This is a genomic window from Nostoc sp. WHI, assembly GCF_015714725.1.
GTDB lineage: Bacteria > Cyanobacteriota > Cyanobacteriia > Cyanobacteriales > Nostocaceae > Nostoc.
The window spans coordinates 1-12,826 of record NZ_WBKM01000288.1; the positions used below are offsets into that span (position 1 = coordinate 1).

The 12,826-nt window shown below is 42.7% G+C and carries 17 protein-coding genes; 13 read left to right on the forward strand and 4 right to left on the reverse strand.

The annotated features are described in order from the left end of the window. Both mobV and F8S12_RS42105 read right to left on the reverse strand, forming a co-directional pair. The coding region (gene mobV, locus F8S12_RS29225) for a MobV family relaxase (RefSeq protein ID WP_331001461.1) at window positions 1-837 on the reverse strand (837 nt) is incomplete at its 3' end. Window positions 838-842: 5 nt separating this feature from the next. After that, on the reverse strand, window positions 843-971 hold the full coding sequence (locus F8S12_RS42105; protein WP_230968146.1) for a plasmid recombination protein: 129 nt from the start codon (window positions 969-971) through the stop codon (window positions 843-845). A gap of 595 nt (window positions 972-1,566) precedes the next feature. Here F8S12_RS42105 and F8S12_RS29230 point away from each other — a divergent pair. From F8S12_RS29230 to F8S12_RS29255, 6 genes are all read left to right on the forward strand, one after another. Continuing rightward, a complete protein-coding gene (locus F8S12_RS29230; protein WP_196519762.1) occupies window positions 1,567-1,815 on the forward strand; it encodes a hypothetical protein in 249 nt (82 codons plus the stop codon). After that, a complete protein-coding gene (locus tag F8S12_RS29235; protein WP_196519763.1) occupies window positions 1,805-2,005 on the forward strand; it encodes a hypothetical protein in 201 nt (66 codons plus the stop codon). Before F8S12_RS29230 ends, F8S12_RS29235 begins: the two co-directional genes overlap by 11 nt. A 226-nt stretch (window positions 2,006-2,231) precedes the next feature. After that, window positions 2,232-2,390, forward strand: coding sequence for a hypothetical protein (locus F8S12_RS29240; protein ID WP_196519764.1), 159 nt, complete (start codon window positions 2,232-2,234; stop codon window positions 2,388-2,390). 693 nt (window positions 2,391-3,083) lie between these two features. Next, complete coding sequence (locus F8S12_RS29245; RefSeq protein WP_196519765.1) at window positions 3,084-3,401, forward strand: hypothetical protein; 318 nt, start codon at window positions 3,084-3,086, stop codon at window positions 3,399-3,401. A gap of 196 nt (window positions 3,402-3,597) precedes the next feature. Then, the gene (locus F8S12_RS29250) at window positions 3,598-4,236 is read left to right on the forward strand and encodes a hypothetical protein (protein WP_196519766.1); all 639 of its coding nucleotides are present in this window, start codon (window positions 3,598-3,600) and stop codon (window positions 4,234-4,236) included. 117 nt (window positions 4,237-4,353) lie between these two features. Continuing rightward, a complete protein-coding gene (locus tag F8S12_RS29255) occupies window positions 4,354-5,016 on the forward strand; it encodes a hypothetical protein (protein WP_196519767.1) in 663 nt (220 codons plus the stop codon). Between the two features lie 125 nt (window positions 5,017-5,141). Here the strand turns inward: F8S12_RS29255 and F8S12_RS29260 are convergent, their stop codons facing one another. Beyond that, window positions 5,142-5,387 carry a hypothetical protein gene (locus tag F8S12_RS29260; protein WP_196519768.1) on the reverse strand — a complete coding sequence of 82 codons (246 nt, stop codon included), beginning with the start codon at window positions 5,385-5,387 and terminating at the stop codon, window positions 5,142-5,144. 414 nt (window positions 5,388-5,801) lie between these two features. Between F8S12_RS29260 and F8S12_RS29265 the strand changes: the two genes are divergently transcribed. The 7 genes from F8S12_RS29265 to F8S12_RS29295 all read left to right on the forward strand — a co-directional run bounded on the left by F8S12_RS29265 (window position 5,802) and on the right by F8S12_RS29295 (window position 10,121). Next, a complete protein-coding gene (locus tag F8S12_RS29265; protein WP_196519769.1) occupies window positions 5,802-6,383 on the forward strand; it encodes a hypothetical protein in 582 nt (193 codons plus the stop codon). Window positions 6,384-6,634: 251 nt separating this feature from the next. Continuing rightward, window positions 6,635-7,360 (forward strand): ParA family protein, encoded by a 726-nt coding sequence (locus F8S12_RS29270; RefSeq protein ID WP_196519770.1) that lies wholly within the window; start codon window positions 6,635-6,637, stop codon window positions 7,358-7,360. Beyond that, a complete protein-coding gene (locus tag F8S12_RS29275; RefSeq protein ID WP_196519771.1) occupies window positions 7,357-7,782 on the forward strand; it encodes a hypothetical protein in 426 nt (141 codons plus the stop codon). The genes F8S12_RS29270 and F8S12_RS29275 overlap by 4 nt, the downstream gene beginning before the upstream one ends. Window positions 7,783-7,900: 118 nt before the next feature. Then, the gene (locus tag F8S12_RS29280; RefSeq protein WP_196519772.1) at window positions 7,901-8,146 is read left to right on the forward strand and encodes a UPF0175 family protein; all 246 of its coding nucleotides are present in this window, start codon (window positions 7,901-7,903) and stop codon (window positions 8,144-8,146) included. Then, window positions 8,143-8,640, forward strand: a complete 498-nt coding sequence (locus tag F8S12_RS29285; RefSeq protein WP_196519773.1) for a DUF3368 domain-containing protein — start codon at window positions 8,143-8,145, stop codon at window positions 8,638-8,640. Before F8S12_RS29280 ends, F8S12_RS29285 begins: the two co-directional genes overlap by 4 nt. A gap of 199 nt (window positions 8,641-8,839) precedes the next feature. Further along, window positions 8,840-9,862, forward strand: coding sequence for a tyrosine-type recombinase/integrase (locus tag F8S12_RS29290; protein WP_196519774.1), 1,023 nt, complete (start codon window positions 8,840-8,842; stop codon window positions 9,860-9,862). Next, complete coding sequence (locus tag F8S12_RS29295) at window positions 9,855-10,121, forward strand: hypothetical protein (protein WP_196519775.1); 267 nt, start codon at window positions 9,855-9,857, stop codon at window positions 10,119-10,121. The genes F8S12_RS29290 and F8S12_RS29295 overlap by 8 nt, the downstream gene beginning before the upstream one ends. A 250-nt stretch (window positions 10,122-10,371) precedes the next feature. On the opposite strand, the gene F8S12_RS29300 is transcribed toward F8S12_RS29295, so the two are convergent. Next, window positions 10,372-12,826 (reverse strand): Ig-like domain-containing protein (locus F8S12_RS29300; RefSeq protein WP_196519776.1); only part of this gene is annotated, 2,455 nt, incomplete at its 5' end.

Sequence of the window (12,826 nt, forward strand, 5' to 3'; positions counted from 1 at the left end):
GCCATCTATATTAATGATGTGTCCGTGACCCTTCCATTTTCCAAGATCATGGTGTAGCCCCAACTCCCAAGCCACATCAACAAGTGGCAAGTCCCGCAGTTGATTGGTCTGCTGCCGCCATTGAAAGTTTTCTGCTTCTAACTCCAAAACACGTTGCTCAAGCTGTTGCCGCAACTTGTCGGAGGCGAAAGATTTTAGTTCGGCGCGGTGGGATTGCGAAAGTGACAGTCTGCGGTCAGCCAGTTGATGATTAATATCCTGAATGGCTCTATCAGCCTTGATGCGTTCATATAATTGCTGTGCCGTCTCGTCAGGGCGGGGTGCAAGTCGGTCGAGTTCCAATAGGAGAGGTTCGCTATTAACCGCTTGGTAATATTCCTTTACTTTGGTGTGGGTTGCCTTACTGCCCTTAACCCCCCGTTCAATGCCCAAAGGAGCAAGTGCAGCAGCATAGCTATCTTGGAGTTTCGATAACTTAATGCTGGCAGCACCACCATTACCCCCAAACATTTCTTTGTGGCTTAAGTGCTTAGTTTTGTCGTTGAGTGGAACAACATAAGCATGAATGTGGGGAGTAGCTTCATCCAAATGCAATTCTGCTCTGACGCACTTATCACCATAGTTATTGATTAGCCAAGCCCTGGAAGCAGAGGCGAAATCTACCATCCGGTCATCATCCCACTCACCGGCTTTTGATGGGTCATGAGGACGAAAATATTCTGGTGATGCCGATAAAAATATATCGCTACATAGCACGGCATCTTTGCGGGGTTTGTGTTTTGTGGTGCTGGCTATCTTAGTTTTTACCAAAACTTCAAGTGGTGTGCCATCCTCCATGCCAATCAGCCGGATATTTTTTTAGTGGTGTCGGCATTTGGGGTATCTTGTAAACGGGCAGTATGTTTTTCACTACCGCCAACGTTGCCGAAAGATTTTAATTTCTCAACGCGCAAGATTGCTAAAGCCACCATTGATTTTTAAAAAGAAAGTCAAAGGGAGTGCAAAAACCCCAGAGGGCGAACGAAACTTCTGTGTTCCAAGCGAAGCGAGGAATGGTCTCCGACCACCCGCAGGGCGCGGAAGTGTAATGAGTACACCACCAACATGGTACACCCAAGGCACATTATTTTTGTGGTAGTCGGCTATCGGCTGCCGAAAAGCTTGCTGTGTAAGGTTTACAGGCAGATTTGGCGCATTTTTGGTTTGAGCGAAAAATTGTTGAGAGCAATTTCCCTACGACAGTCGTAGAGCAGTCCTAGAACAGTCGTAGACCAGTCGTAGAGAAACGAGCGATTACTGAAAGCGATTCCCTAAACCAGTCGTAGAGCAGTCCTAGAACAGTCGTAGACTATTCGTAGAACAGTCGTAGAGAAATTGTAGTTTGGTATACAATTTAGCAATTTAAAGCCCACTAAATACATAGACTTAGCGGTGATTATAATTGAGTTTGTAAAGGAAAAGAAATCGGTTAGACTTTAATTCAGTTCTGCATTTTGATTCTGCAAAGTGAAAAAGCGAAGTTGACGCTGCTGTGATTAATCCACGCAAACTTTTGCATGAAAAAAAATGAAACAGAGACAACAAGTAATTCTTTCAATTAAGCGATCAGTAGGTACTATCGACGGACAGATAATTAATTATCTGCTATCTTCTCCCTTTGATTTAGGCAACTTACCTAAAATAGTGATGTTGACCCTCAAGGAACATTGGTTGCCTTTCACCATATCTGCTGATTCTGTCGATGGTGAAGAACTGAGGCAGAAGGCAATTTGGTCAATTAAACAATTTTGTTGCACAAGCAGCTTTGATTCGTGAGGTTTTTTTAGAATCTCATGTCAAAACTGCTGTGGTTGTGAACAACGCTGAAGTTAGCAACAGCGCAGATGATGTCAAACTGGTGCCTACCTCGGATGACCAAATCTGGGATGAGGACACTGACGGGTTGATGGATTTAGAACTGTCATCGGAAATGAAACAGATTAACAAGCTGTTTGGTGTTGAGTAGTAGTTGAGAAAAAGCTCGTGAGCAATCAATTGCCTTGGACATTTCCTCAAACACCCCTCTTACCCCCCGTAATCACCCCGTAATCACCCCTGTAATACGTTTTGGGTTTTTTATCCGGTTTCTAATTTTTCTCCTCAAACACCCCTGAAACACCCCGTAATCACCCCTTATGTTACTTCAGTGAAAACAATGTCTTGTACAACACAGTGGGTTACTGAGGAGCAACTTGATTCAATACGAGAAGATGCTGCAAATTGGGCATGATAATATTCACTGGTTATTGAGTCGCACAACAAATAGCGAAGAACTAGAGAAGAATCGCCGCAGTTTTCAGAGGGGTGAACTCATCGGGGGCTTTTGTCGTGCTTATGTAGTTATTCCGTAGTATTTTTTGATGACTGTTGCTTATGCTTCTGCTTTTAAATTTTGGCTGTCAAAAACTTTCCGCCAAAGATGGCGTACTGTGCGTCAAAAAAAGATGGATTACAGAGCTTACTCCGCTTTTAAGCGATTTTCAGGGTAATTGACCAATTATTGGGAGCAAATGGGAGACTTCTTATAAGTATTGGGAACTGTTCGGATTTATTGGGAATTTTTGAGCTAATGAGAATTCCGTTACTGGATGATGTAAAAGGTGTAAAAAGGTAAGAAAAAATTGGAGAATTGGGAGATATTGTCTAGATATTGGGAGATGTTGAATGTAGTTGGTGATCATTGGGAAAATGGATGTTTTGTCGAGATTTTCTGTTAGACGCACGAATTTAGCCAAATCAAGGAACCAGTGCTAAAACTGTAATATTTCTTGATAAATGTGTCAATAATCACAGTTTGCGCGGTTTATCTTGAGAGTAATTATCAATTAGATAGACAAAAAAAGGGTCAAAAACAGGGGTAAATTTTTTTGTGGATTTTGTTTTTTTAATGTTGAGTCTTGATTCTGTTTCAAGTCGAATGCTCAACGTTCACTTTCAAAGTGATCAACTACGATAGTCAAGCGATCGCGCATCTTGTGGTCAACCTAATCCAAGATAAATAAGAGAGCGAAGAATTTTAATTGATGATGAGCCAGGGGTAAGGTATGGAAGTCAAAAGCGAAGTGACAATAAAATTTAGCGGCTCACTACCAACAGCTACACCTCTTGAGAATAAAAAAGTTGCAATCGAGTTGACCGATCAGAACGGTATAGTTTTCACTGCTCAAGTTAATGCCAAAAGCTGGCGGAAGGCTGAGACTAGCGCCTCAGAATTCGCAGACTGGGCTGGGGCTGTATCGGGGAAGCTTGGCCAACGCACAGAGAACGGGTTTGAGGTAGTTGATGCTGGGGTTCAAATCTTTGAAAAGAAGGCGAAAGAGCCTAAACCAGATGTAGCGGCGGCTGAAGCTGGCGCAAGTTAATAGATGTGTCTCAAGCATTCATGTTCAATGAAAGGAAGAGCGGGGATGCTAAGGCATTTGTTCATCTTTGGGTATAAACTGCCATTAAAGATACTTAAGGCTTTTGGAGTAGATTGAAAGAAGAATATCTTAGTGGGAGCCGCAGTTTACAATCATAAAAGCAATTCAAAAAATTACAGATTTTAACTTTGTCCGCATGACAATTACGAACGATACACAGCAGTTATTAGTTAATAATCACCAGTTAAGACCGACAGAGCCACTAGAATATCGTGCAATTGGTCGGCTTTGGGGAAAGTATGTACCCAGTGAGTCGCTTATTTATCAAGGGCAACTAATAACTGCTGACGGTGTAATGCTTGAGACAAACCTTGCTAAGAGAGCATCGAAATTAGTTCAACAATCTCAACTTGATTTATCACTTGAATACCTCTGGACTGTTTACCCCAGAACACCATTCAAAGATTCTCCGACCGAACTAAGGGTGACTTTGATAAATGTTCGCAACGAAAAAGAATATACCGACTCAGTAAAAACCGAATTGCAATTAGTAGCTGATAACTTTTCTGTACAAGGATTAGTTGTATATCAAGACTATGAACTTGGGATAGTAGAAGTTAAAATTCACCGAAAACCTCAGAGAGACCTTGAGCCACCTAAAGATTTCCAACTAAGACTAATCGGATTTTTACCATCAAATTCGATTAAGAAATTCTGGAATTTTAATGTGCGACGTGTCGGGACTAGCTTAGTAATTCAATCAGGCGAGTGCATTAAATTTCCAGATCGTGAGCAATCTTCAACTGAAGATATCTCAACCGATACAACAGGTTGATACTACCGAGCTAACTGAGAGCTAACCGAGAGCTAACCTGACAAAAAAAGTGTAGTTATTCTTTCTTAATAGCTAATTTAATCAACGTTTAAGAGTGCATTACCGCAATAATTTATTATGCCTAAACGTAAATCCACCAAAACTAATAGATCACCATCAGATGCCGCGCAGCTCCCGCCAGCTATTTTACGTATAGTCAAGCAAAAAGATAACGCCACAGACGATAATAATCCTGCACAATCTGAATCAGCATCAACTAGCGTACCAACAGAAAATCAGCCAGTTGAGTCGGAATTAGAAGTAAATAATAACCAGAGTCAAAGTATTGAAGTTTCAGAATTAAACAGTAGTCCTGTCCTGACTGATGATGCTATATCTCAAACAATAAAAGTAGATAATGAACAGTCAGATGTACCCCAAATCTTAGAGACAGCACCAGTTAATTCATCATCAACTGCAAATATTGAAAATACCTCTGGTGAACATGAGCAATCCGAGATAGAAACAGAGCAACCGCAAATAGCGAAAAAACCAGCCTATAAAAGATTATCAACAGCAACTAATAGTTCAGGACAGACTTTTACTGTCAAAGAAAAAATTGAGGTAAGTACAGGTAACTTTGGTACACAAAAGGTTTTTATTATCTCTTTATATTCAGCACCAGATGGAAGTATTTGGGCTTATTACCATCCTGTAGATAAAAACCAAAGACAGCTATGGAAGCGGGGGTGCTGTCGGATTGAGAATTTGAAAAAGCTATCGCCTCCCTGCGGGGAGTAAGCAATGGTTAACGGTGTAAAAGCCCAGTTATTGAAAAGTTGTTGTGAAGCGATTTTGAAGAGTCAGTGATCACCGGAGACATCCACCGATAGCTCATTGTAAGATGGGTATATATACAGAAATCCTTATAGCGAACTCTCATTATTCGATTGTGTCCTTTTAGGCACATCAACCACATCAATCGCCCCCATATTCTGGGGGTATTTTTCTGGCGGTAGTGGATCTTGCGAGGTAACAATCAAATGAGCGTGGCTCACTACCATCTGAGGTAGTGTTAGGCGAACGCTATAGACATCAATGAATCTAGAAGACTTTGAGGCATCGATTACACGAATGACTAACAACGTGGAATCTCCGTCAGCATCAATCAAAAATTAAGAAACGCTTCTGGCTCAAAACCGTAGATGGCTGACCACAAGTGTTTTTGGTAGGTAATGCTGTGTAAGACTTTTGCGAAGTATTGGCTGATATTTGACTATATTTTTATCTCAGTAATTAACTATCTATAAATTTAGCTTTTAATATTGCTGATCAGGAATTTTACAAATATCTTAGTACTATCAATCAATGTTTTATAGATTACAAAGAGGACATCATGTCTAAACCTAACCCTAACTTTCATACTGTCAACCAAAGATGCTGTTGGCGTTGAAAACGTACATTTTGCCTGTTTTGGGACGAGAATCCCTAATACACCGCCGCTATATCTAGCCCAACAATAAGGCTTATCGCCAACGTAACTGTTGACATTATGTTCGTGAATCACACATAAAACAATTGAAGACATGCAAAGTATTCCATACCAGTATCGACTGCTAATTTTGTTTTTGCTGATGGGTTTGGTTGTAGGGTTAGACTACTGGCGTAATCCAACCAAACCTACAAAATTTAAGGAATACTTCTTTTTAATCATGTCTGGTTTAATCGGTGCTGGGTTTGGTATCGTTAACGATCAAATTACCTGTACTCTCTCACCTGCTTACTTTTATTACTTCAAAAATGTCTCCTATGATTCTAGTTTTCGCTGGCAAGTAAGTGCAGTTGGATTTGAGGCAGGCTTTTTCGCTGGTTTTTTTAGCTACGGTATATTTTTACTGATTAATCAGAGACGAAAGTTACCTTTGTCTTATCGCCAATTACTGAACAGGGCAAAGTATCCGATTACTTGGGCAATTGTGCTTGCTCCGATTACAGGATTCATATTTTATTATTTTCAGTTTTCCTTCTTTGTCGATCAGATTACGCCAGTCGTTGAGCCAGTAGAAGTTCCTAAGTTTATATTGGTTTGGGGAGTTCATATTGGGCTTTACATCGGTGCAGTGCTAGGAATTGTGCATGGTGCAGCAAACATTCGGCGCATTTACTGATGTAAGACGCGGATGCGATTAAACTATTAGACCTTCATGGTATTAGTCAGTCAAAGGAGCTTGCTTCTACATTCTTGAAGAGTCGTCCGCAAGTATAAAGAATAAATGTATTAAACTATTAGACCTTTATAGATACTATAAAAGGCGATCGCCCCAACATAATTAAAGTCAAGATATGTTTAAATGTATAGAGATATTAAAGTATTAGACCTTTATGGTATACACTGATTAACGCTTTAGTTTTTTAACAAATGATTGTTATCAGTGTATTCAACTTTAAAGGCGGGACAGGTAAAAGCTCTACTGCCCTGAACTTAGGGGCATTTCTAGCATCTCCCAAACGCCAAACCCTGCTGATTGATTTAGATGGACAGCGTACTCTCTCGTTCGGTCTAGGCATGGATGGTACTGAGCCAACAACCCTTGACTGGCTAACCAGTAAAGAAGCGATCGCACCCAAACAGACCCAAGTAAAACACCTTTGTCTGATTCCAGGTGACATAGGTATGTTTCGCCTGACATCGGAGGATAACTTGTTTGTTCCAGCACTGTCACGACTTTCTGGGTTTGATGTAGTCTTAATGGACTGTCCCCCTGGACTGTCGGTAGCATCAGTGCAAGCCATCCTTAGCAGTTCGCGCATTCTTATTCCCACAATGAACGAACCTGCTTCCCTAAAAGGACTTTCGGAAGCTGTAGAACTAATTCGAGGGGAAAAGGCAGATATTCCCATTGATGTTGTCAGAACTCGATATAAGCCCCGGTTAGTTCTGACTAAAGAGGCTGACGATTTGCTAATTGAGGCAGCAGTGGAGTTAGGTTATCGACTCTTACACACAACTATCCCTGATAACATAGCTGTTGCTGAATCCATCGCAGCGCAACAACCAGTTAGCACTTACGCCCCCAAGTCCAGTGGTGCTAGAGCTTACCAATCTTTGGCTAAAGAATACATCAAACATTGGGGGACGAAATGACAAAAAAGAAAATGTCTGGCATGAAATTAAGCCAGTTTTCTGGAATTAAGAGCCAATCAGAGCCAGAGATTACCTCTCCTGCCGCCGAAGTAGAACCAACTTCCCCAGTACTTGAGAAAATGCCTATAACATCACCAGCCCCAAAGTCAGCATTAGAAGCGCCTACTGCATCACCAACTTCTTCAGCAGTGGTTAAGGAAAAGCCCGTGACGATCAATATTAAAATTACTCGCACACAGCATGACTGGTTAACGGATACAGCCCGAACAGTGCGGGACAACAACACAGAAGCAGTTCCCCCTGGTGAGCGGGTTTACCCTCAACACCTAATTGGTGTTGCAATAGAACTATTGCTTTCTTGTGAGGTTGACTGGAGCCAAGTTAAGAATGCTGAAGACCTCAAAGGATTACTAAACCTATAAGCTCATTAAGGTATAATTGCTTTAAATTATAAAGGTCTAATACTATAAAGGTATAATAAATTTTATTGCCCAGCATGACAGAAGAATTAGAATAAACTATGAATTGGAGTTTTCCCTTATGAGCGTCATAATTCCCGATGACATCCTCCGAGCATCAAACATGACTGAGGATGAACTGAAATTAGAAATTGCCATCTTGCTTTATCAGCAAAGTAAAATTAGCAGTGGCAAAGTCCGAGCCTGGACAGGAATCACAGTACTTGAATTCCAGCATGAACTGGCTAAACGCGGTTTACACATCAACTATGATGTAGAAGATTTCCAATCCGATGTGCGGACACTGCAATCAATGGGCTTGTTGTGATTATAGTTAGCGACACATCACCGATCACAAACTTGGCAGCGATTGGTCAGTTAGATTTACTGCGTCAGTTGTACAGTCGCGTTATCATTCCCCAAGCCGTTTATAACGAGATGGTAGGTGTAGATAAAGTTGTCCCTGGCGCAGTAGAAGTACAACAGCTATCTTGGATTCAGGCGATAACTGTTGTTAATTCTCAACAAGTTACAGAAATTCAGGAAAATCAGAACAATATTGACTTAGGAGAAGCCGAAGCAATTATTTTATCTTTAGAACTAAAAGCTGACTTGCTATTAATGGATGAACGCCGAGGACGAGCAGTTGCTACAAGTTATGGACTAAATGTAACGGGTCTGTTGGGAGTCTTGCTACAAGCCAAAAAACAAGGGCTAATTCCAGCTATTAAACCATTGATTGATCAGTTAATTGCTATTGCTGACTTTCGGGTTAGCCAAAAGTTGTATGCAATTGTCTTGCAATCTGCTGATGAAGGTTAAGGCTTTGATAGAACACTGTGATATCAATTTTGATATCAAAACAGGAAATTACAGACATAGCATTACCAATTGACACCTACCAACTTCCGCAAGAAGTATTTTGCTCCTTACGGAATATTTTGATTGATGCCCCTGGTGAGTGCCGTATGATGGTCGTTATTGGAAACTTACATTATCAATAACGAAGCAGTAAGCACTTATGCCTAACGAGCCAATATTTGGGGAGCTAGTTAAAGTTGAGTTGGAGGCGTGTTTAGATGCCCCGATCGCCAGATATTTTGACGCGCAACTTGACAAAGACCCAGATGTGTTGGCGCAGCTGTTGGCAGATAAGCGCAACCCCAATACCAAAAGGGCTTATGAAAAGGATTTGAAGGATTTTTTTGTAAAGATGACTTTATTACCGCCGACTGGTGATAGTGTGCTGGAGTTTCTGCACTTGCAGCGAGAGCAGGCGGTGATGGTGGTGCTGAAATATAAGGCGATGTTGATTAAATCTGGGCTGCGGGAGGCAACCATCAATCGGCGGTTGGCGGCGATTAAGTCGTTAGCGAAGATGGGGCGAAAGTTGGGAGTGTGCAACTATTCCCTGGAAGATGTTTCAGGGGAGAAGGTCAAGGCTTATCGGGATACGCGGGGTGTTGATAGCAAAGCGATAGCACTCGTGATTCAGCAGTTTGATAGGGAAACTTTGATTGGTAAACGCAACTATGCGATTTTTTTGGTGCTGTGGGGTTTAGCGTTGCGTCGCCAGGAGGTATGCCATCTTAATGTGGGCGACTTTGATTTTTATGGTCGCAAGTTGAGAGTTTTGGGGAAGGGTAAGGGGACGAATGAAGAATATTTGGATATGTCTAAGGATGTGGCTCATGCTCTGGCTGATTGGTTGATAGCGCGGGGGGATTTGAATGGCAATTTACCGATATTTACGGCATTGGATTTTCATAATGAAGGGCATAGATTGACTACGGATGCCATCTATAAAATTGTATCTGCTAGTTTTAAGGCAGTGGGAGTCAAAAAAACCATGTCACCGCACAGGGTCAGGCACTCGGCAATTACGGCGGCGCTTGATGCCACCGATGGGAATATCAGAAAGGTGCAGAAATTGAGCCGTCATGCTGATCCGCGAACGCTGATGATTTATGACGATAACCGGAATAAAGACCTGTGGGAGATGTCGGAATTGTTGACGGGAATGTTGAAGAATGCGGATGAATAAAAATTGGGTAAGAAGCAAACTAGGGAGATTGAAGTACACCCAACCCTGCGGCAATAGCTTGAAGATTACAACCCCGATCGCAAAAAAGAATTCTTATTCCCCGGTAGACATGAGTCAAGTAAAGTTTGGTATTGAAACAACCGTATATCAAGGGTTTTGCTTGATATACGTTACAGAACTTTACAACGTGTCCCATTTTGCGGGTATCTCGGCGGATACCCAACAAGAAAGAAGACAGAGTAAAGGGATGTCTCTCTAGGTGATGCGCTTAATGATGGCACAGCGCTAATAAAGATTAACCAACCACAAAATTGTTAGCTCGATATTTTGTGTGACCGGAAGAGGCGGGGGGAGCAAGCCGTTTCCCCCTGCGTGGAATGAAGGGAGGAACATGGGTGCAAGCCCCGTCCTGGAAGGACGCTCAGACTGGGGCGGAGTACAGAGAGCTTCTCTGTCTCAGTCTCTCCCCCAGCAAATAGCGCCCTGCTCCCGAAGCTCTTTATGACAAACTATGCAAGCAACAGAAAATCTGATGCCGTAAGAGTTGGCGCACCAGTTAAAGTTGCAAATAGACCAGCACTACCATTTTGGTTGTAAAATAACTGTCCACTCACAGAATCGTAGACAATTGTCGCCGTGCTACTCCCCGCAGAATTCGTGATTTGGAAATCATTAGCATTACTAAAACCAGTTCCGGCAGCAGAAGTAATTGCACCAAAGGTAGTCTTATCCAGTAAAATCTTGTCACCTTCAGAACTGTTGAAGTCAGTAATAGCATCAATCCCAACAGCAGCAGCAGAAAACTCAGCATTAGTGTTGTAAAGGAAAAAGTCAGCACCTACACCACCAACGAGAACATCATTGCCATTGCCACCCACAAGAGTATCATTCCCTTCAGAACCAATGAGAACATCATCGCCCTCACCACCCCGCAACAGGTCATTGCCACTATTACCATTAATGATATCGTTACCCCCTTGACCATTAATTACATCATTGGAGTTGTTAAAACCCGCAACATTATTGTTAAGGTCATTGAGGAAGGTGACGGTGTTCTTGTTAAACAGATTCGTTTGAGTAGAATTGGCATTGAAGACATCAAATCTGTCAGTTACATTAGTCTGTCCATCAAACAGAATATTGCCAATAGCAGGTCGTGAACCATTTGCTGCTAAGTTCTCCAGGTTTTCTAATTGGAAGTTTTGCAGAGTAACTTCGGGAGAATCCACATCCAAAAAGGTGACTTCTAAGTTATTACCGTTTTGAGTTAATTGCAGATTTCGGGCAGTTAAACCACTACCAATAAATTGCAAAGTATCCAATTGGCTAATCACCGTTGTTGATGGATTTGAACCAATGCCGATTCCCGCAAAATCTGTAATGGTGTCATTGCCATCGCCAAGACCTAAGACAAAAGTATCATTGCCAGCACCACCGATAAGGGAATCATTGCCAGCACCACCGGAAATATTATCGTTACCATTGCCACCAGCGATCGCATCATTCCCTGGAGTGCCAGAAATAGTATCATTTTGGTTAGTACCAGTGATGTTAGCACCAACTGCGATCGCAACTCTAGCAGTACTAGTCAGGCTACCATCGCTGATGGTGTAGTTGAAGTTGGCATTGCCACTCAAGCCATTAAATGGGGTAAAGACAATGAAATCATCCGCCAAGTTGCCCACAGTGCCGTTATTATTCAACACAGCAGTACCGTTGGTTGCACCAGTTACAGCAGTAATGCTGAGGTTATTGCTATCGATGTCGGTATCATTAGCCAGCAGAGTACTAGCAAGGATGGTTACGGGAGTATTAAAACCAGTGGTCAGACTATCATTAACTGCTACAGGTGCGTCATTGACTCCGTTAATGGTCAAGTTGACGCTGGCTGTATTAGTCAAGCTACCATTGCTGATAGTGTATGTAAAGCTCTCAGTGGCTGTTTCATCGACAGCCAAACTTTCAAATAAAGCATTGGGGTCATAGGTCAAACTGCCATCAGCATTCAGGGTAACTAAAGCACCAGAACTCAGGGTAATGGCAGTGCCAACAGCAATTGTATTACCATCGACAGCCGACACCGTTAGAGAGTTGCGATCGTTAGCTAAGACCTCTATGTTAACAGCAGTATCTTCGTCGGTGGTAGCGCTGTCATTAACCGCAACAGGAGGTTTATTAGCAGGTGTGGAAGATGCAAAACCAAAGACCACGTAGCTCTCCCCGGCATAATTCTCACCGTTGGGGTCGGCACCATTTGCCCCAATAATCAGGTCATCGAAGCCGTCGCCGTTGATATCCCCCGCACTGCTGACAGATCTGCCTGATCCGTCATAGCTATCAATGCCGTTAATCACAAAGCCGTTGCTGCCATTGAGGTCAGAGAGGTTGAGTTGGGCATCAAAGCCACTATTGCTGCCAAAGACCACGTAGCTCTCCCCGGCATAATTCTCACCGTTGGGGTCGGCATTAACTGCCCCGATAATCAGGTCATCAAAGCCATCGCCGTTGATATCCCCTGCACTGCTGACAGAACCCCCTGAGAAGTCACCCGTATCAATGCCGTTAATCACAAAGCCGTTGCTGCCATTGAGGTCAGAGAGGTTGAGTTGGGCATCAAAGCCACTATTGCTGCCAAAGACCACGTAGCTCTCCCCGGCTAGATTATTGCCGTTGGGGTCGGCATTTCTTGCCCCGATAATCAGGTCATCGAAGCCGTCGCCGTTGATATCCCCCGCACTGCTGACAGAATAGCCTGAACTATCACCCGCATCAATGCCGTTAATCACAAAGCCGTTGCTGCCATTGAGGTCAGAGAGGTTGAGTTGGGCATCAAAGCCACTATTGCTGCCAAAGACCACGTAGCTCTCCCCGGCATAATTCTCACCGTTGGGGTCGGCACGAAATGCCCCGATAATCAGGTCATCAAAGCCATCGCCGTTGATATCCCCTGCACTGCTGACAGAA